The organism is Pseudonocardia xinjiangensis (assembly GCF_012911925.1).
In the GTDB taxonomy this organism is placed as follows: Bacteria; Actinomycetota; Actinomycetes; order Mycobacteriales; family Pseudonocardiaceae; genus Pseudonocardia; species Pseudonocardia xinjiangensis.
Window position 1 is genome coordinate 1 of record NZ_JAAXKY010000148.1, and the last position, 18,153, is coordinate 18,153.

20 protein-coding genes and 1 pseudogene are annotated in these 18,153 nt (G+C 73.5%); 11 read left to right on the plus strand and 10 right to left on the minus strand.

The genetic code is table 11. The features are described from left to right. The first annotated feature begins 184 nt into the window (after positions 1-184). The 3 genes from pdxT (at position 185) to HF577_RS30595 (ending at position 2,507) form a co-directional block, all read left to right on the plus strand. Complete coding sequence (gene pdxT, locus HF577_RS30585) at positions 185-823, plus strand: pyridoxal 5'-phosphate synthase glutaminase subunit PdxT (RefSeq protein ID WP_407692255.1); 639 nt, start codon at positions 185-187, stop codon at positions 821-823. 151 nt (positions 824-974) lie between these two features. Further along, a complete protein-coding gene (locus HF577_RS30590) occupies positions 975-1,745 on the plus strand; it encodes a YebC/PmpR family DNA-binding transcriptional regulator (RefSeq protein ID WP_169399466.1) in 771 nt (256 codons plus the stop codon). 183 nt (positions 1,746-1,928) lie between these two features. After that, positions 1,929-2,507 (plus strand): TerD family protein, encoded by a 579-nt coding sequence (locus HF577_RS30595; RefSeq protein ID WP_169399467.1) that lies wholly within the window; start codon positions 1,929-1,931, stop codon positions 2,505-2,507. A 57-nt stretch (positions 2,508-2,564) separates the two neighbouring features. Here HF577_RS30595 and HF577_RS30600 read toward each other — a convergent pair whose 3' ends face one another. The 7 genes from HF577_RS30600 to HF577_RS30630 all read right to left on the minus strand — a co-directional run bounded on the left by HF577_RS30600 (position 2,565) and on the right by HF577_RS30630 (position 8,898). Then, complete coding sequence (locus tag HF577_RS30600) at positions 2,565-3,020, minus strand: tellurite resistance TerB family protein (RefSeq protein WP_169399468.1); 456 nt, start codon at positions 3,018-3,020, stop codon at positions 2,565-2,567. Positions 3,021-3,051: 31 nt separating this feature from the next. Further along, complete coding sequence (locus tag HF577_RS30605; RefSeq protein ID WP_169399469.1) at positions 3,052-3,903, minus strand: HAD family hydrolase; 852 nt, start codon at positions 3,901-3,903, stop codon at positions 3,052-3,054. Next, on the minus strand, positions 3,900-5,045 hold the full coding sequence (locus HF577_RS30610; RefSeq protein WP_169399470.1) for a cysteine protease StiP family protein: 1,146 nt from the start codon (positions 5,043-5,045) through the stop codon (positions 3,900-3,902). Before HF577_RS30610 ends, HF577_RS30605 begins: the two co-directional genes overlap by 4 nt. Further along, on the minus strand, positions 5,042-6,412 hold the full coding sequence (locus HF577_RS30615; protein ID WP_169399471.1) for a phosphoribosyltransferase family protein: 1,371 nt from the start codon (positions 6,410-6,412) through the stop codon (positions 5,042-5,044). Before HF577_RS30615 ends, HF577_RS30610 begins: the two co-directional genes overlap by 4 nt. Further along, positions 6,409-7,569, minus strand: coding sequence for an HpcH/HpaI aldolase/citrate lyase family protein (locus HF577_RS30620; protein WP_169399472.1), 1,161 nt, complete (start codon positions 7,567-7,569; stop codon positions 6,409-6,411). Before HF577_RS30620 ends, HF577_RS30615 begins: the two co-directional genes overlap by 4 nt. A gap of 64 nt (positions 7,570-7,633) precedes the next feature. Further along, entirely contained in the window at positions 7,634-8,314 is a 681-nt protein-coding gene (locus HF577_RS30625; RefSeq protein WP_169399473.1) for a TerD family protein, read from the minus strand. Between the two features lie 8 nt (positions 8,315-8,322). After that, complete coding sequence (locus tag HF577_RS30630) at positions 8,323-8,898, minus strand: TerD family protein (protein ID WP_169399474.1); 576 nt, start codon at positions 8,896-8,898, stop codon at positions 8,323-8,325. A 174-nt stretch (positions 8,899-9,072) separates the two neighbouring features. Between HF577_RS30630 and polA the strand changes: the two genes are divergently transcribed. Continuing rightward, positions 9,073-11,862 carry a DNA polymerase I gene (gene polA, locus HF577_RS30635; RefSeq protein WP_169399475.1) on the plus strand — a complete coding sequence of 930 codons (2,790 nt, stop codon included), beginning with the start codon at positions 9,073-9,075 and terminating at the stop codon, positions 11,860-11,862. Here polA and HF577_RS30640 read toward each other — a convergent pair. After that, complete coding sequence (locus tag HF577_RS30640) at positions 11,829-12,428, minus strand: MOSC domain-containing protein (RefSeq protein ID WP_312859480.1); 600 nt, start codon at positions 12,426-12,428, stop codon at positions 11,829-11,831. The genes polA and HF577_RS30640 overlap by 34 nt on opposite strands. 45 nt (positions 12,429-12,473) lie before the next feature. Continuing rightward, complete coding sequence (locus HF577_RS30645) at positions 12,474-13,052, minus strand: class I SAM-dependent methyltransferase (RefSeq protein ID WP_169399476.1); 579 nt, start codon at positions 13,050-13,052, stop codon at positions 12,474-12,476. Positions 13,053-13,178: 126 nt separating this feature from the next. Between HF577_RS30645 and HF577_RS30650 the strand changes: the two genes are divergently transcribed. Both HF577_RS30650 and HF577_RS30655 read left to right on the plus strand, forming a co-directional pair. Beyond that, positions 13,179-13,622 (plus strand): AraC family transcriptional regulator, encoded by a 444-nt coding sequence (locus HF577_RS30650; protein WP_312859481.1) that lies wholly within the window; start codon positions 13,179-13,181, stop codon positions 13,620-13,622. Between the two features lie 50 nt (positions 13,623-13,672). Beyond that, positions 13,673-14,089 (plus strand): VOC family protein, encoded by a 417-nt coding sequence (locus HF577_RS30655; protein ID WP_425563881.1) that lies wholly within the window; start codon positions 13,673-13,675, stop codon positions 14,087-14,089. 18 nt (positions 14,090-14,107) lie between these two features. Here the strand turns inward: HF577_RS30655 and HF577_RS30660 are convergent, their stop codons facing one another. Then, positions 14,108-14,599, minus strand: coding sequence for a hypothetical protein (locus HF577_RS30660; RefSeq protein WP_169399478.1), 492 nt, complete (start codon positions 14,597-14,599; stop codon positions 14,108-14,110). 166 nt (positions 14,600-14,765) lie between these two features. Between HF577_RS30660 and ruvC the strand changes: the two genes are divergently transcribed. The 5 genes and pseudogenes from ruvC to HF577_RS30685 all read left to right on the plus strand — a co-directional run. After that, on the plus strand, positions 14,766-15,398 hold the full coding sequence (gene ruvC / locus HF577_RS30665) for a crossover junction endodeoxyribonuclease RuvC (RefSeq protein ID WP_169399479.1): 633 nt from the start codon (positions 14,766-14,768) through the stop codon (positions 15,396-15,398). Then, on the plus strand, positions 15,395-16,000 hold the full coding sequence (gene ruvA / locus HF577_RS30670) for a Holliday junction branch migration protein RuvA (RefSeq protein WP_169399480.1): 606 nt from the start codon (positions 15,395-15,397) through the stop codon (positions 15,998-16,000). Before ruvC ends, ruvA begins: the two co-directional genes overlap by 4 nt. Before the next feature lie 94 nt (positions 16,001-16,094). Then, positions 16,095-17,126 (plus strand): Holliday junction branch migration DNA helicase RuvB, encoded by a 1,032-nt coding sequence (gene ruvB, locus HF577_RS30675; RefSeq protein WP_312859482.1) that lies wholly within the window; start codon positions 16,095-16,097, stop codon positions 17,124-17,126. Between the two features lie 51 nt (positions 17,127-17,177). Further along, on the plus strand, positions 17,178-17,606 hold the full coding sequence (gene yajC / locus HF577_RS30680; RefSeq protein ID WP_211175079.1) for a preprotein translocase subunit YajC: 429 nt from the start codon (positions 17,178-17,180) through the stop codon (positions 17,604-17,606). 34 nt (positions 17,607-17,640) lie between these two features. Next, a pseudogene (locus tag HF577_RS30685) lies at positions 17,641-18,153 on the plus strand (protein translocase subunit SecD); the annotation flags it as partial.

Sequence of the window (18,153 nt, forward strand, 5' to 3'; positions counted from 1 at the left end):
GAACCCGCCCGCGAGTCGCCCGTTTCGCGCGGGCGAGTCGCCCGGATTCGGCGGGCCGGGGTGGGTGATCGCGGCGAGCCGCACGTGATCGCCCTTCGCGGGGCCGTAGGGTGCGGTTCGTGGCGATCACCACCCCGCGGTGGTGTGCGGGCCGGGGGAGGGGGCGGCGACTACGCTGGTCACCGTGGTTCCCGTGATCGGTGTGCTCGCCCTGCAGGGTGACGTCCGCGAGCATCTGGCCGCCGTGACGGCCTGTGGTGACGTCCGTGGTGTCGCGGTGCGCCGCCCGTCGGAGCTCGACGCGGTCGACGCGCTCGTGATCCCCGGCGGGGAGTCCACCACGATGAGCAGGCTGCTGGAGGTCTTCGACCTGCTCGACCCGCTGCGCGACCGGATCGCCGCCGGGATGCCGGCGTACGGGTCGTGTGCCGGGATGATCCTGCTCGCCCGCGAGGTGCTGGACGGGCGTCCCGACCAGCAGCAGCTCGGCGGCCTGGACGTCGTGGTCCGGCGCAACGCGTTCGGCCGCCAGGTCGACTCCTTCGAGACCGACCTGCGCTTCCGCGGTCTCCTGGGCGACCCGATGCGCGCGGTGTTCATCCGCGCGCCGTGGGTGGAGTCCACGGGGCCCGGGGTGGAGGTGCTCGCCACCGTGCCGCGGTTGACGGTCACGGGCGCCGACGCGGGCGCGGCGGCCGGGCGGGTGGTCGCCGTACGGCAGGGATCGGTGATCGCCACGGCCTTCCACCCGGAGCTCACCGGTGATCTGCGGGTGCACGGGCTGTTCTGCGACCTCGTGAAGGAGAGCGCGCGGGCGGCGTGAGGTGGCGGTGCCGCCCGTTGTCGGAGCGGGTCGGTAGAATCGCCACGATCAGGCAGAGGTCGGTGTCATCCGGTCCGCGCGGCAGGAGGCCGGCGACGGACGTCCGGGTCCCGGCAGGTGAGCATGAGCTGGGAAAGGACGGCGAAACTCGATGAGCGGCCACTCCAAGTGGGCGACGACCAAGCACAAGAAGGCCGTCATCGACGCCCGGCGCGGCAAGATGTTCGCCAAGCTGATCAAGAACATCGAGGTCGCCGCGCGCACGGGCGGCGGTGACCCAGACGGCAACCCCACGCTCTTCGACGCCATCCAGAAGGCGAAGAAGAGCTCGGTGCCCAACGACAACATCGACCGTGCGGTCAAGCGCGGCTCGGGCGCCGACGCCGGTGGCGCCGACTACCAGACGATCACCTACGAGGGCTACGGCCCCAACGGCGTCGCGGTGCTCATCGAGTGCCTCACCGACAACCGCAACCGCGCCGCCACCGAGGTGCGCACGGCGATGACGCGCAACGGTGGCGCGATGGCCGACCCCGGCTCCGTGGCGTACCTCTTCACGCGCAAGGGCGTGGTGATCGTCCCGAAGGCCGCCTCCCCGAACGCCTCGAGCCTCACCGAGGACGACCTGCTGCTCGCCGTGCTCGACGCCGGCGCCGAGGAGGTCAACGACCTCGGGGAGAGCTTCGAGGTCGTGTCCGAGGCGGGCGACCTGATCCCGGTGCGCACGGCGCTGCAGGAGGCCGGCATCGACTACGACTCGGCCGACCCCACCTTCCTGCCGTCGATGTCCGTGCCGCTCGACGCCGAGGCGGCCAAGAAGGTGTTCCGGCTGATCGACGCGCTGGAGGACAGCGACGAGGTGCAGAACGTCTACGCGAACTTCGACGTCTCCGACGAGGTTCTCGAAGAGGTCAACGCCTAGCTCCTGAGTTCCTGCGAACGGCACCTTCGCCCCGGCCGCCCGGGCGAGGGTGCCGTTTCGTTTCCGCGGGGCCGAAGCCCCGGGGTACTCCGATTTCGGGCACTATGGACGAATCACCCCGATCGGACGCGCGCTGTGTCACGGCGTCCGGTCGCTCCCCGTGTGCCGATGAACGGAGTACGTGTGTCGATCAACCTGACCAAGGGTCAGAAGGTTTCGCTCGCCAAACGCGACGGTGGCAGCCTGAGCGTGGTCCGGATGGGGCTGGGCTGGGACGCGGTGAAGAAGCGCGGCCTGTTCGGCTCCAAGTCGCAGCAGATCGACCTGGACGCCTCCGCGCTGCTCTTCGACGCGCGCGGCGACCTGGTCGACGCGGTGTGGTTCCGGCAGCTGCGCAGCCAGGACGGCTCGGTGCAGCACACGGGCGACAACCAGACCGGCGCCGGGGACGGCGACGACGAGACGATCCTGGTGGATCTCGCGCGGCTTCCGGCCGGAATCACGCAGATCGCGTTCGTGGTGAGCTCGTTCACCGGGCAGGACTTCTCGCAGATCGAGAACGCCTTCTGCCGGCTCGTCGACCAGACCACGGGCGACGAGCTGGCCCGTTTCGTGCTCTCGGGCTCCGGGCAGCACAACGCGCAGATCATGGCCAAGGTGGGCCGGGGCGACGGCGGTGGCTGGACGATGACGGCGATCGGGGCCGTGGCCACCGGGCGCACGTTCCAGGAGCTCCTGCCGGCCACGGCCGCCCACATCTGACGGTCGGGCCGTGCACGACGGGCTCCCCGGCGGATCACGCCGGGGAGCCCTGCTGCGCTACAGGTCGAACTCCGAGGGCGCCACGCCGACGGCGTTGCACGATTCGCGGACGGCCTGCATCTCGTTCTTGTCGAATTCGCCGTCCGCCCCGCCGATGATGATGCCGACCTGGATCACGGCGCGGGCGGCGTCCGGCTTCCCCTTCAGCTTCGACAGGGCCTGGACCGCCTCGACCTTGCCGAAGTCGTAGTCGCTCTCGAGCTTGCCGGCGAAGTGGTTGAACCTCTCCAGCAGCTCGGTGGCCGGGAAGATCGACAGGGCGTCGTTGCTCGTGATGAAGCCCGCCGTCTTCTGGCGCTCCTCCGCGCTGATGGTGCCGTCGGCTGCGGCGATGAGCGCGCACACGGCCATGCTCGCGTCCGCGAACTCCTTGTTCTTGTGCTTGCCGGCCTGCGTCTTCGCCTGCGAGGTCATGTCGAGCGCACGTTCCTTGAGCTTGTCCCACAGCGCCATGAAGCGTTCCTCCTGGTGATTTTCGGTGTGATCAGGGCTTGCCGGAGCCGGTCAGGACGAACGCTCCGGCCCGTTCGGACAGCCAGGCCAGCAGCTCGGCGCCTGCCGCGGCTCCGGTTGCGGTGGTGACGGCCAGGTGCGGCCGGGTGAAGCCGGTGGTGGCGAGCTCGCCGTGGGCCGGGCGGATCGCGAGGTCGGCCGCGTCGAGCAGGTCGGCGTCGAGCAGGGAGTCGCCAGCGGCGAGCAGGTGCGTGCCGCCGGACCGGGCGAGCACCTCGGCCGCTGCCGCCGACTTCGTGAGGCCGGCGGGCACGGCGTAGACCTTGCGGCCCTGCAGCGACACCGTCCAGCCGCGGGGCGCGCACCAGCCGGCGAGCGCCTCCACCCAGCCGGCCGGCAGGGCGGCCCGGTCCACCACGGCGTAGCAGAACAGCTCACTCGCGGTGCGCAGCCGCAGCATGAACGGGCCGCCGCGGGCCTGCATGTGGGCCTCGACCTCGGCGGGCGGCGCGCACCCCGCGAGCCGCGCGCGCACGCCGGCACTCCAGCCGGGGTCGATCTCGCCGTCGACGAGCAGGTGGCCGCCGTTGCTCGCGATCGCGAACCGGGCAGCCGGCCCCGGCAGGTGGACGCGGGCGAGCTGCTCGGGTGTGCGCGTGGTGGTCGGGACGACGACGGCGGCGCCCTGCAGCGAGCGGAAGGCGTGAACGGCCTCCTCGGTCATGAACGACTGGGGGACGCCGGCCAGGACCTCGACGCACAGCAGCCGCGGGGCGTGCTGGTCGGGCACGCGCAGGTCGAGGGCGGCGGCGGAGTAGATGGTGGTGCGGTCGAGGTCGAGGCAGACGACCGGACGGCCGTCCGTGGTCGCGCCGGCCGTCACGGCGCCGCCGTCCGTGCGCCGGTGGTGGGGCGGAGGACGGGACGGCGGGCGTGCCGGGGGCGGATCAACCCCACACAGCTGTAGGGCAGGTCGGCCACCTCCTCGACCGGAACGCCGCGGCGCTGCGCCAGCAACCGGATGTGCGCGAGGTCGGCGGCCGGTGCCCCGGCGCGCACCAGCACCCGCCACGGCACCCGGCGCAGCAGCACCCGGGTGGTCTCGCCGACCCCGGGCTTCACGAGGTTGACGTCGCCGACGTCGTAGGCCTGGGTGATGCGCTCGACGGCACGCCTGCCCGCGCCGTCGGCGACCCGGTCGGACGGCGGCGCGGTGTCGTGGACTCCGGCGAACTTCGTGGTGACCGCGCTGACGAAGCCGTGCGAGACGTCGGACCGCGCGAGGTGCTTGTAGAACTTGGCCCCGTGGTACTGGTGGGGCCCGAGCAGGCGCGGGTTCAGCACCGTGCGGGAGACCAGCCCCGACACCGTCGAGTTCAGGCAGGCGGACGCGATCAGCCAGTCCTCCCGCGTGCCGAACGTGGTGGTGCAGCGTCCGGGGTCGGCGAGCACCGCGAGGTCGGGGTCGAACCGCACCCCGGTGTCGCGCTCGTGCTCGGCCACGGCCGCCGCGAGCTCCCGGGTGATCGCACCCTTGCCCGTCCAGCCGTCCACGAACACCACGCGGGACGGGTCGTGGTGCTCGGCGAGGTGGCGCAGCGCGAGCCGGTCGATGCCGCGCCCGCGCACGATGGAGACGGCGTAGTGCGGTAGATCCAGCCCGTGGGCCCACGCCGCCCAGCGCCGCATCAGCACGCCGACCGGGGTGCCTCCGCGGGCGAGGGAGGCGAGCACCACGTCGGGCCCGCGTTCCCGGAGCACCAGCTCGGTGACCGTGCCGACGGCGTGCGCCAACCGGGGAGCGGTGGCGGCGAGCGCCGCGCGGTACAGCGCCAGGTAGCTCGCATCCGGGAGGTACTCGTGCGGGAGCGACTCGGCGTAGTGGCCCTCGCCGCTCTGGACGGCCTCCTCGCGCTCCTCCGTGGGAGCCTCCAGCGCGACACCGGACAGGTCGGTGAGCAGCCACCCCACGTCGTCGGGGGCGTAGCTGCCGAAATGCGGACCGCGCAGCGGGGCGGGGGTCACGGCGTGACCACCAGGCTCGTGCGGCGGGTGTGCTGCGCGAGCGCCGGGAGGAGACCGGACCGCAGCGCGGCCGTGTCCGCCGGCGGGTCGACGACGACGAGGACGTGGTCCCACGCCGGGCCGTCCCCGCCCCCGACGTTGTAGGCGAAGCGGGGCCCCGGACCGTCGGCGGGATCGTCGTGGGCCGGGAACGTGATCCCGCTGGTGAGGGCGTACCCCTGCGCCGCGACGACGACGGCGGGGGAGCGCGTGGTGCTGGAGAACGCCACGTGGTGGCCGGCGTCGGCGAGGGTCTGGGCGAGCCGCAGGGGCAGGTGCATGAGCTCCTCAGTGCCGAGCACCAGCGTCCGCTCCCCGGGCACCAGCCCGGCCGCGCGGGCGAGACCGGCGCCGAGGCGGGGCAGCGCGTCCGCGAGCCGTCGGTGGTCGTGGGGCGTGAACCCGTGCCGGGCGCCGGCCGGCACCCCGGCCGGCCAGCCGAGGTCGGCGAGCGCAACAGTCGGCAGGCGCGGTTCTCGGCCGTGCGGGGGCGGGACCGGTGGCGGCGGGAGCGCGTCACCGAGCTCGGCGCGGAGTGCGGCCGCGCGGTCGGCGAGGTCGGCGGGCAGCTCGATCGCGGCTCGGGCGAGCGCGACGACGTCCAGCCGGGCGCCCAGCGCCGCGACCCCGTCGACCAGCTCGTTCCCGGCAGGCCGGACGTCCACCAGCGCCGCCACGACGTAGTGCTCGCGCGGGGCCGTGCGGTGCAGTGCGGTGATCGTGTTCAGCGCGGTGCGCCCGGTGCTCAGCTCGTCGTCCACGAGCACGAGCGGCGCCCCGCTGTGGAGCAGTGCGGTGTCGGCGGGCAGCAGCAGGTGGTGGGTGGCGTGCGAGTGCTCCTCGGTGAAGCCGCCCGCGACGGCGTACCCGGGCACCGGCCGGCGCGTGGAGTGCAGGCAGGCCGCCCCGCCCAGCCCTTCGGCGACGCAGTGGGCCAGCGCGGTGGCCGTCTCGGCGAAGCCGAGGACGAGCGCGCCGGGCTCCCTCCCGATCGCCTGCTCGGCCTCGGCGTGCAGCTGCGCCGCAGCCTCGCGGTCGCCCCGGACGGCGGCGTGCAGCCCCGCCACCGGCAGCGGCCGCAGCGGCGTACCGGCCAGTGTGTCGGCCACCAGGCCGCCCAGCAGCAGCCCTGCGGCGCGGACCAGGCGGGGGTCGGTGGGGACGTGCTTGCCGAGCACCCGCGACACGAGCAGCTGCGCCCGGCGCGGGTTGCGCCGCAGCGCCAGACCCAGCAGCACGGCGGGATCGGCTCCCGCGCCGACGTCGCGGAGCCGGATGCCGAGCCGCTCGGCGAGGGGAGCGCGCCGCTCGCTCGTGATGCCGGTCATCGGGGCAGGCTCGCAGCCAGCAGGTCGACGAACGAGACGTCCTCGGCGGCCACCCCGAACGCGCGGGCCCGCAGCATCGTCCGGCGGGCCCACGCGGTGTGCGGGCCGATCTCGTTCATCTTGTTGCGATGACCGGACGCCAGCACGCCGCCTGCCCGGTCTGCCCGCAGGACGTCGGAGGCGTCCCGGTGCTCCTCGCTCGTCACCACCGACAGCGCGTGGACGACGGCGACGTGGCTCGGGTGGATCGCGGTCTTGCCGGTGAGGCCGTTGGCCCGGTCGAGCGACACCTCGCGGATGAGCCCGTCGATCGCCCGGCCCACGAGCCGGCCGCGCAGCTCCCGCTCGTTGTGCTCGGCGAACGGGGAGGCGCGCAGCTGCGGTTTGAAGATCCGCTCGACGCCGTAGTACTCCCACACCGGCCCGGTGACGGTGAAGCCGCTGCCGTCGGCCCGGCCCAGCACGTTGACGACGTCGGAGATGAGGCTGCTCACCACCTTGACGTCGTAGATCGACAGGTCGGGCGAGCGGCGCAGCCCGTACAGGGCGCACAGGTCGGTGGCGCCCAGGCGCACCGCCAGGATCCGGCGCCGGTCGCGGTGCAGCAGCGCGCGCAGCCGCGTCAGCTCGTCGACGCGGGTCTCGGCGTAGAGCACGGCCCCCGACTCGATCACCGGCATCGCCAGCAGCGTGGTGCCGGCCAGGCGGTCGGCGTCGTCGATGGCGTGCAGGTACTCGGTGCCGCTGGCCGCGGTGAACTTCGGCATCACGAACCCGTCGAGCACCGTGGCGGCCGGCCCGAGCCGGGCCACCAGCGCGGGGATCTGCGCCGCGCGCCGGACCCGGACGAACAGCAGCGGCGGTTCGGTCTGCGGCTGCTCGTGCAGGTCGCGGAGCGTCGCGACGAGGTTGGCCTCGCCTTCGGCCACCTCGTCGTCCGCGATGGAGTCCTCCAGGCAGACGACCACCGACGTGACACCGGCGGCCGCCTGCTTGGTGATGTCGGCGGTGAGGGACGGCCGGGTGGCCGGCATGTAGAGCGTGGCGCCGAGCGCCACCGAGAGCAGGTCCCGGCCGCTGTCGCGGTGGAACGGCTCCGGTGGCGTCTCGAACAGCGCGTCCGTCTCCGGCGCGCTCAGGTAGGCGAAGTGCCGCACGGTGCGATCCCTTTCCGAAGTCGCCCGGTGTGGCACCTACCGGGAGCGCGGTCGTCGGCGCAGGTCACTTACGCCCGCGCGCCCACTCCATTCCCCAGCCGTACGCCCGGTCGACGTCGGCCTGCCCACCGCTGACGTAGCGCACCTCGCGGCGCACCAGCATCTCCCCGCCCTGGTTCTCGAGCATCGCGATCACGCAGGTCGGCGACCCGGTGTCGTGCTCGTCGAGGCGCACCTCGATCTCGGGCCCCGACGCGGGATGCAGCGTCACGACGCCGTCGGCGCCCGCCCAGTTCGGCGTGCCCTCGTAGATGAACGCGAACACGAGGATGCGGCGGATCTCGTCGACCCGGGACAGGTCGATCATCATGTTCTCGCCGCCAGCGGCGGAGCCCGAGCGGTCGTCGCCGTCGAGCCGGATGATCGGCGCGCCCTGGTACGGCGCCTGGAACGCGTTGCCCAGCGCCTGCACGACGCCCTTGCTGCCGTCGCTGAACTCCCACAGGCAGGCGAGGTCCAGGTCGATCGACCGGCCGCGCCGCTTGCCGAACAGGCCGCCGCGGGCCACCTCACCCGACGTCCACTGCAGGTTGACCCGCAGCTCACCGCCGGTGGCGCCGCGCTTGGTGAGCGAGACGCTCGGCGCGGACTTCGTGAGCGTGACCTTCGACAGCGACACCCCGTCGCCGCTCGCGCTGCCCGCCGCCGGTGTGGCCGGACGCCGTTTGGTGTAGTCGATGGCCACCGGCCGGGTCAGACGTTGACGCCGTAGTCGCGGGCGATCCCCGTGAGGCCCGACGCGTAGCCCTGGCCGACCGCGCGGAACTTCCACTCGGCACCGTTGCGGTACAGCTCCCCGAAGACCATGGCCGTCTCCGTGGAGGCGTCCTCGCTGAGGTCGTAGCGGGCGATCTCGGCGCCGCCCGCCTGGTTGACGACCCGGATGAAGGCGTTGCGGACCTGGCCGAAGCTCTGCGAGCGCGCGTCGGCGTCGTAGATGCTCACGGCGAACACGATCTTGTCGACCTCGGCGGCCATACCGGCCAGGTTGACCTTGACCTGCTCGTCGTCGCCCGAGCCCTCGCCGGTGGTGTTGTCGCCGGTGTGCTCGACGGTGCCGTCGGGGGTGGTGAGGTTGTTGAAGAACACGAAGTGCTTGTCGGACACGGCCTTGCCGTCGGCCTTGGCCACGATCGCCGAGGAGTCGAGGTCGAAGTCGGTGCCGGTGGTGGATCGGACGTCCCAGCCGAGGCCGATGACCACGGCCGTGAGGCCGGGGGCCTCCTTGGTGAGGCTGACGTTTCCACCCTTGGAGAGGCTGACGCTCACGTACTGCTCCGCATCTGTTGTCGGTCCCGCCGATCCACCCTATCGGGATGAACCGGACGGACGATCACATGTCACCACGGGAACGGCGGAACGGGCCCTGTGGTTCCCGGCCCCTCGCGAACGGAGCCTGTCCGTGTGCGGAACTGTCGGGGCACGGTCCTAGACTCGCCGTCGATGAGCCCCGCCACCCGCACCCCTCGCAAGCCGGCCGCGCCGGCGCCCGCCGCGCCGTCGTCCACGGGAAAGCGGCTGCTGCTGCTCGACGGGCACTCGCTCGCCTACCGCGCGTTCTTCGCGCTGCCTGCCGAGAACTTCCGCACCGGCACGGGGCAGACCACCAATGCGGTCTACGGCTTCACCTCGATGCTCATCAACCTGCTGCGCGACGAGCAGCCCACCCATCTCGCGGTGTGCTTCGACGTCTCGCGCTCCACGTTCCGCTCCGAGCGCTACACCGAGTACAAGGCCAACCGCTCGGCCACTCCCGACGACTTCCGCGGCCAGGTCGACCTCATCAAGGAGGTGCTGCGGGCGCTCGCCATCCCGGAGTTCGGCGTCGAGGGCTACGAGGCCGACGACCTGATCGCCACCCTCGCCACGCAGGCGGAGGCCGATGGCTTCCAGGTGCTGATCACCACCGGCGACCGCGACGCGTTCCAGCTGGTCAGCGACGACGTCATGGTGCTGTACCCGAAGCGCGGGGTGTCCGACCTGGGCCGCATCGACCCGGCCGAGGTGATGAACCGCTACGGACTCACCCCGGCCCAGTACCCCGATTTCGCCGCGCTGCGGGGCGACCCCAGCGACAACCTGCCCAGCATCCCGGGCGTCGGGGAGAAGACCGCCGCGAAGTGGGTCCGCGAGTTCGGCTCGCTCGCCGAGCTCACCGACCGCGTCGACGAGGTCAAGGGCAAGGCGGGCGACGCGCTGCGCGCCCACCTGGCCGGAGTGCTGCTCAACCGCCAGCTCACCGAGCTGATCCGCGACGTCCCGCTCGAGGCGGCACCCGCCGATCTCGAGCTGCGGCCGTGGGACCGCGACGCCGTCCACCGGCTGTTCGACGAGCTGGAGTTCCGGGTGCTGCGCGAGCGGCTGTTCGCCACGCTGCAGAGCGCGGAGCCGGAGGCCGAGGGCGGCATCGAGGTGCAGGGCGGGGCCATCGAGCCGGGCGGTGTGCGGGCCTGGCTCGACGCGCACGCCCGCGACGGTCGCCGCGTCGGCCTGGCCTTCCACGGCCTCACCGGCGGCCCCACGGCGGCCGACCTCGCCGGCATCGGGCTCGCCGCGGGCGAGCCCACGGTCGAGGCCAGGGCCGCCGGAGCCACCGCGGGCGTTCCGCAGGCCGGCTATCTCGACGTCACCGTGCTCACGCCCGACGACGAGGCCGCGCTGGGGGAGTGGCTCGCCGACCCGGGCGTGCCGAAGGCCGCCCACGACGCCAAGTCGGCGCTGCACGCGCTGCGCGGGCGCGGCTGGAGCCTCGCCGGCCTCACCAGCGACACCGCGCTGGCCGCCTACCTGTCCCGGCCGGGCCAGCGCAGCTTCGACCTGGCCGACCTCGCGCTGCGCTACCTGCGCCGCGAGCTGCGGTCCGACGGCGAGGCCGAGGACGGCCAGCTCTCCCTTCTCGGGGGCGAGGAGGAGGCCGACGCCGCGCGCGCCCAGGCGCAGATGATCGCCGCGTCCGCCGTCGCGGAGCTGGCCGACGCCCTCGACGCCGAGCTGGCCGAACGCGGCGGCACCGAGCTGCTGGCGGAGCTCGAGCTGCCGCTGGAGTTCGTGCTGGCCGACCTGGAGCAGGCCGGCATCGCGGTCGACGGCGAGGCGCTCGCCGCGCTGGAGTCCGAGTTCGCCGCGCAGGTGAAGCAGGCCGCGCAGGACAGCTACGCGGTGATCGGCAAGGAGATCAACCTCGGGTCGCCGAAGCAGCTGCAGACCGTGCTGTTCGACGAGCTCAACATGCCGAAGACCAAGCGCACCAAGACCGGCTACACCACCGACGCCGACGCGCTGCAGACGCTCTTCGAGCAGACCGGGCACGAGTTCCTCTCCCACCTGCTGCTGCACCGCGACGCCACCCGGCTCAAGGTCACCGTCGACGGGCTGCTCAAGTCGGTGGCCGACGACGGGCGGATCCACACCACCTACAGCCAGACGATCGCGGCCACGGGCCGGCTGAGCTCCACCGAGCCCAACCTGCAGAACGTCCCGATCCGCACGGCGGCGGGCCGGCGCATCCGCGAGACGTTCGTGGTGGGCCCGGAGTACGCCGAGCTGATGACAGCCGACTACAGCCAGATCGAGATGCGGATCATGGCGCACCTGTCGGAGGACTCGGCGCTGATCGAGGCGTTCCGGTCGCGTCACGACTTCCACGCCCAGACGGCCGCGCGCGTCTTCGGCTGCGAGCCCACCGAGGTGTCGGCCGAGCAGCGCGCCAAGATCAAGGCGATGAACTACGGCCTGGCCTACGGGCTCTCGGCGTTCGGGCTCGCCGCGCAGCTGCGGATCTCCACCGAGGAGGCCCGCGGCCTGATGGACGAGTACTTCAAGGGCTTCGGCGGGGTACGCGACTACCTGCGCAGTGTGGTCGACATCGCCCGCAAGGACGGCTTCACCGCCACGATCATGGGCCGCCGCCGCTACCTGCCCGACCTCACGAGCGACAATCGCCAGCGCCGCGAGATGGCCGAGCGGATGGCCCTCAACGCCCCCATCCAGGGCAGCGCCGCCGACATCATCAAGGTCGCGATGCTCGGGGTGCACCGGGCGCTCACCGGCGAGGGGCTGCGCAGCCGGATGCTGCTGCAGGTGCACGACGAGCTGGTGCTCGAGGTCGCCGAGGGTGAGCGCGAGGTCGTGGAGACGCTCGTGCGCCGCGAGATGGGCGCCGCCGCCTCGCTGAGCGTGCCGCTGGAGGTCTCGGTGGGCTACGGGCGCAGCTGGGACGACGCGGCCCACTGACCGGGCTCGGGCTGCCCGGAGGGCGGCGCCTCAACGCGCAGCACGGCGGGCCCGCGGCGCAGCACCCCGTCGTCGAGCGGTTCGCAGCGCACCCCGCCCCGGCCCCGCATCGCGCGGAACGCGCCCGGGGCGAGCACCACGTCCATCCAGGCGCAGGGGTTCGCCGCGCGGTGCGCGCGGAAGCGCACCGGCCCGGCACCGGAGTCGATGCTGAAGATCGCGCCTTCGGTGCCGCGTCCGGCGGCCAACCGGTCCACCGGGAAGCCGCGCAGCACCACGTTGCGCCGGGTGAGCCCGGCGTCGGGCACCTCGGCGAGGCCGAGCTCGTGGGCGATCTCGGTGAGGGACTCGGCCGCGAAGAACGTGACGGCCGCCCTCCGGTGCGCGGCGCGGCCGTAGTACCGGTCCCCGACCAGGCCGAGGCCCGCGCGGACCTCGACGGCGTCGGGCCGCGTGCCGTCCGGGTCGGGACGGGGGCCGTCGTGCGGGCGTCCCTCGTAGGCGTGCACGGGCGAGACGAGCAGCTCGACGATCTCCACGGGCACGGCACCCGGCTCCTCGATCACGGCATCGACGCTACAGCCGGCCGGCGCGGAACCGCCCGCGGCGACTCAGCCGCGCGGTCCGGAGGCGGCGAGGATGCGGGCCGGGGGGAGGTTGCGCCACACCGGCGGACTCACGGTGAGCTCGGTGAACGCCGCCCTGAGGTCGCGTTCCTGCCGGCGGGCCGGGGGGAGCAGGTGGGTGCCCAGGAGCGAGACCTGGGTGAACGTGCCGGTGGGCGCCAGGGCCGCGGCGGCGATGGCGGGGATCGGCGCGGCGGCGTAGGCCGCCCAGGGCAGCAGGCTGCAGATCACGTCGGCCGTGGTGATCCCGTGGGCCTGCAACACCGCGGGCAGCTCGGCCGCGTCGGCGCATACCACGGTGACGGCGGGGTGGCGGGCGGCCAGCCGCTGCGCCAGCACGGGGCTGAGCTCGATGGCGAGGTGGCGGCCGCGACCGCCCAGGCGGCGTTGCACGGCGTCGGTGAGGTGTCCCGTCCCCGCGCCCAGCTCGACGACCACGGCCCCGTCCCCGATCACGTGGGGGGCGAGCATCGCGGCGACGAGCGCGTCGGAGCTCGCCGTCACCGTGGCGACCTGGGTGGGGGCGCGCAGGAACTCGCGCAGCAGGATCCGGTCGTCGCGCATCGTCGCAGCGTAGGGCGGCCGGGCCCGGGTGAATCCGGATCATCCGCCCGGCACCCGGCATGCGGCCTGCGGGTTTCCGTCCGGTGTCGAAGGCGAGAGCGGGAGCCCGTACGGGAGGATGCGGGTGTGAGCGGTCCTGCCGTGCCCGCGGTGTTCCATCTGCGGCGAGCGCGTGACCTGATCGACCGGCACTACGCCGAACCTCTCGACCTCGACGCCATGGCCCGGGCCGCCGGCTTCTCCCGCTACCACTTCGCCCGCGGGTTCCGCGCGGCCTACGGCGAGACGCCGGGCCAGTACCTCACCCGCCGCCGGGTGGAGCGGGCACAGGATCTCCTGCGCTCGGCCAACCTCACGGTCACCGAGATCTGTTACCTCGTCGGCTTCAGCAGCCTCGGCTCGTTCAGCGCCCGGTTCTCGGAGCTCGTCGGTGCCTCCCCCACGGCGTACCGCACGGTGCACGCCGAGCGGGGAGCTCCGCGGGTGCCGGGCTGCTTCGTCATGGCGTGGGGCCGGCCCGGCGCCACCACCGCAAGCACGGAGAAGCCCGCGGCGGTGGAACGGCCCTAGCGTCTGCTGCGCATCCCGTTACCGACCCGGAGGACCAGATGATCAGCAGGATGTCGCACACCACCGTGTACGTGCTCGACCAGGACTCGGCGAAACGGTTCTACACCGAGAAGCTCGGGTTCGAGCTGCGCGGTGATCTCACCATGGGCGCGGAGTTCGAGGGGGCGGGCGGGGGCTTCCGCTGGCTCACCGTCAGCCCGCCCGACCAGCCCGACCTGGCGATCGTCCTCGCCGCCGTCGGGATGGGCCAGGACCAGGAGGCCGCGGACCAGATCCGCTCCCTGATCGCCAAGGGAGCACTCGGCGCGGGGGTGATGGGCACCGACGACTGCCAGAAGACCTACGAGGAGCTCTCGGCCCGCGGTGTCGTGTTCGTCCAGGAGCCCGCGCGGCGGCCCTACGGGATCGAGGCCGTGTTCCGTGACGACTCCGGCAACTGGTTCAGCCTCACCCAGCACGTGGCCTGACGGCCCGGGCCCGACCGGTCAGCCGGTGGAGGCGAATGCGGCGCGGGCGGCGCCGAGCCGCACGGTCTCCAACCGGCGCCGCTGGTCCCGGGCCCGATCGGCCAGCGCGGGCAGGTCGACGGTGGCGAGCTGGGGGTACGCGGGGGCCACCTCCAGCAGCGACAGCCAGAGCGCGAGCTTGCCCTCCACACCGAGCGCGAGGCTCTCGGCCTGCAGCAGCAGGGTCAGCTCGCGGCTGTGGGTCACCCGCTCGTCCACCCCGATCCGGTGGACCTTCTCCGCGATCCAGCCCGCGGCCTGTTTCACCGGGTTGCTCCCGACCCCGAGCGCCTCGACCAGGCCGCGGAGCGTCTCCAGGTCCTCCTCGACGTCGGCGGCGATCGGCCCGAGCCCGGCGGCTGCCGGCTCGCCACGGACGGCCTCCTCGAGCTGCCGGGCCATCTCCACGCCCGCATTCGCCCCTCCCACGTGGTCGTTGAGGTAGGTGCCGAGACGATCGGTCGGGGACATGCTCGCTCCTCGGGGCGACGAGTGGCCTGCGCGCGGCGTGCGGTGGCTGACGCCGCACAGCGTGCTACGGAAAGGCGGCCCCCGCTGACGGCGCGCCCCCATCGGGGCCGGATACCGCGCCGGTAGCCTGCCCTCTCGAACGGCTGTTCGCGCGAGAGGAGACGGTGTGCGGGTGCTCGGCGTCGACCCGGGGCTGACCCGGTGCGGGCTCGGGGTCGTCGACGGTGCCGGTGGGCGCACCGTGCGGTGCGTGGACGTCGGCGTCGTCACCACCCCGGCCGACGCGCCCGTCGCCGAGCGGCTGCTGGCCGTCGGGGCCGAGGTCGAGCGCTGGATCGAGCGGCACCGGCCCGACGTCGTCGCGATCGAGCGGGTGTTCAGCCAGCACAACGTCCGCACCGTGATGGGCACCGCGCAGGCCAGCGGGGTGGTGGCGCTGCTCGCGGCGCGGGCCGGGCTGCCCGTCGCGTTCCACACGCCCAGCGAGGTGAAGGCCGCCGTCACCGGCGAGGGCCGGGCCGGCAAGCAGCAGGTCACCACCATGGTCACGCGCCTGCTCGGGCTCGAGACGGCGCCCCGGCCCGCCGACGCCGCCGATGCGCTGGCCCTGGCGATCTGCCACTGCTGGCGGGCGCCCATGCTGGACCGGATGGCACAGGCACAGGCCCGGTCGGCCGAGCTGGCGCGCGCCCACCGGGCCCGGCTGGCGGCCGCGGCGAAGGCGGCTGGGGCGAAGGCGGCCGGGGCGAAGGCGGCTGGGGCGAAGACGGCGGCGACGGCCGCGGAGGAGGCGTCGTGATCAGCTCGGTGCGCGGCGAGGTGCTGGAGATCGGGCTCGACCACGCCGTCGTCGAGGTCGGGGGCGTCGGCCTGGCCGTGTACGCCACGCCCGCCACGCTGGCCGGGCTGCGGCGCGGGCAGCCGAGCCGCCTCGCCACGGCACTCGTGGTGCGGGAGGACTCGCTCACCCTGTTCGGCTTCGCCGACGACGAGGAACGCGAACTGTTCGGGCTGCTGCAGACGGTCAGCGGCATCGGGCCCCGCATCGCGCTCGCCACGCTCGCCGTGCTCGCTCCCGACGTGCTGCGCCGCGCCCTGCTCGACGGTGACCTGACCACGATCACCCGCGTGCCCGGCATCGGCCGCAAGGGAGCCGAGCGCCTGGTGCTGGAGCTCAAGGACAAGGTCGACGCACCGTCGGCCGCCCCGGCCATGCTCCCGACCACGGCGAACGGCGCGAACCCGCGCCGTGAGCAGGTCGTGGAGGCCCTCGTCGGTCTCGGGTTCACGGCGAAGCCCGCCGAGCAGGCCGTGGACGCGGTGCTGGCAGGCGACGGCGCCGACACCGACGCGAGCGCGCTCCTGCGCGCCGCGCTGACCCGCCTGGGCCGGTCCCGATGAGCCGGCCCGCGACATGGACACCTGTGGCTGTCCGGGGCGTGCTCGCAACAGCGACATGTGTCCATGTCGCGCCGGAGGGGCGGGGGGTGGCGTCGTGAGTGACGTCGCCTTGACCCCCGGGCCCGAGCCGGAGGACCTCGAGGTCGACGCCACCCTGCGGCCACGCACCCTCACCGAGTTCATCGGGCAGCCCCGGGTCCGCGAGCAGCTGGAGCTGGTGCTGGAAGGTGCGCGGCGCCGCGGGGACCCGCCCGACCACATCCTGCTGTCGGGGCCGCCGGGGCTGGGCAAGACGAGCCTCGCGCTGATCGTCGCGGCCGAGATGGGCGCCGCGATCAGGCTGACCTCCGGGCCCGCGCTGGAACGGGCCGGCGACCTCGCCGCAATGCTGTCCAACCTCGAGTCCGGTGACGTGCTGTTCATCGACGAGATCCACCGGATCGCCCGCCCGGCCGAGGAGATGCTGTACCTCGCGATGGAGGACTTCCGGGTCGACGTGGTGGTGGGGAAGGGCCCGGGCGCCACGTCCATCCCGCTGGAGATCGCCCCGTTCACGCTGGTCGGAGCAACCACCCGGTCGGGTGCGCTCACGGGTCCGCTGCGCGACCGGTTCGGCTTCACCGCGCACATGGAGTTCTACGAGCCAGCCGAGCTGGAGCTCGTGCTGCGCCGCGCGGCCGTCATCCTCGACGTCGACCTGCGCCGCGACGGCGCCGAGGAGATCGCCTCGCGGTCCCGGGGCACCCCCCGGATCGCCAACCGGCTGCTGCGCCGCGTGCGCGACTTCGCGCAGGTGCGTGCCGACGGCGCGGTCACCCGGAAGGTGGCGCGGGACGCACTGGCCGTCTACGACGTCGACGAGCTGGGCCTCGACCGGCTGGACCGGGCCGTGCTGGGCGCGTTGGTGCGCTCGTTCGGCGGCGGACCCGTGGGTGTTTCCACGCTCGCTGTCGCTGTCGGCGAGGAACCCGGTACCGTCGAAGAGGTCTGCGAGCCGTACCTGGTGCGGGCCGGAATGCTGGCCCGCACGCCGCGGGGCCGGGTGGCCACGGCGGCTGCCTGGGCCCATCTGGGCATCACTCCGCCACCGAACGTCACCCAGGGTGGCCCTCCCGCGTTGTTCTGAGCGGGGGCTGGCAGACTCGGGTGGCTCTCGACGTGCGGAGATACGGAGACCATGGACCTCTCGCTGCTGTTCCCACTACTCATCCTGCTGCTGTTCATCCCGATCTTCCTGTCCGGGCGGCGCCAGCGCCGTCAGCTCGCGGAGACCCAGAAGCTGCAGGCCGCGCTGGAGGTCGGTGACGTGGTCATGACCACGTCGGGTCTCCGGGCCACGGTCGTCGACGCGTCCTACGAGGACACCGTCGACCTCGAGATCGCGGACGGTGTCGTCACCACGTGGGTGCGCGCCGCGGTCCGTGAGAAGGTCAACCCGGTGGTCGAGCCGGGCGTGGTCGAGCCGGGCGTCATCGACGCGCCCGCCGCCCCGGTGGTGACATCGGGCGAGGCGTCTCCCTCGGCCACCGACGACAAGACGCCGTCGCTGGACAAGGCACCGTCGCTGGAGAAGGACGACTCCGCGAACGGCACCTCCCGCAACTGACGCGGGCGTTTTCTGACAGGAAGAGAATTCAGCAGTGGCAACCACCCCGGGGCGGATCCGTCCCTGGCGCTACCTGGCGGCGTTCGCCGGTGTCGTCATCGTGCTCTACGCACTGGTGTTCTTCACCGGCGACGGTCGCGCCGCCCCCAAGCTAGGGATCGATCTGCAGGGCGGCACGCGGGTCACCCTGCAGGCGCGCACCGAGACGGGCGCGGAGCCGCCCCGGGACCAGCTCCTGCTGGCGCAGCAGATCATCGAGGACCGGGTCAACGGCCTCGGCGTCAGCGGCGCCGAGGTGGTGCTCGACGGCAGCAACCTGACGATCACGGTGCCCGGCCAGGAGGGTGACCAGGCCCGTTCGCTGGGCCAGACCGCCCAGCTGCGGTTCCGCGAGGTCATCGGCGGGCCGGTGGCGTCGGCTCCGGCCGCGCCGCCGGGTCCCGCGGCCGGCCAGCCGGGTGCTCCGGCCCCGGGTGCCCCCGCCGCCACGCCCAGCCCGGGTGCGCCGCCTCCCGCCGCGCCGCCGTCCGGCGCGCCCGGGCTGGGC